We start from the raw sequence: 279 nt of genomic DNA, 5'->3' as shown, positions 1-279 counted from the left end.
ATCACCATCTTCATCGTTATATACGGTTCCGGTTACCGTTCCTGCTGTAGTATATCCATCTGTTCCTGCTGTAACTGTTCCACTTACTGGTACCGTTACTTCGGTTGGCTCTGTTCCATCTGTTAAAGTAGCACCTGTTGGTAAAGTAGTTGTATCTACTACGATATCTACTGTTCCTGCTGGTACTCCTGGAATAGTATACGTTCCATCCGCTGCCGTTGTTGCTGTTGGCTCTCCTGCGTCTAATACACCATCGCCATCTAAATCAGCAAATACAGT

Annotated in this window: 1 protein-coding gene; it reads right to left on the bottom strand. The window is 44.8% G+C overall.

The window, feature by feature from the left end; genetic code table 11:
- A partial coding sequence (locus ACVCZW_RS00120) for a hypothetical protein (protein ID WP_452231294.1) occupies positions 1-279 on the bottom strand: 279 nt, incomplete at both ends.

The organism is Lacinutrix sp. MEBiC02595 (assembly GCF_053601555.1).
Note: the sequence above shows the minus strand (reverse complement) of the source record. Positions and strands in the feature narration are given on the sequence as shown.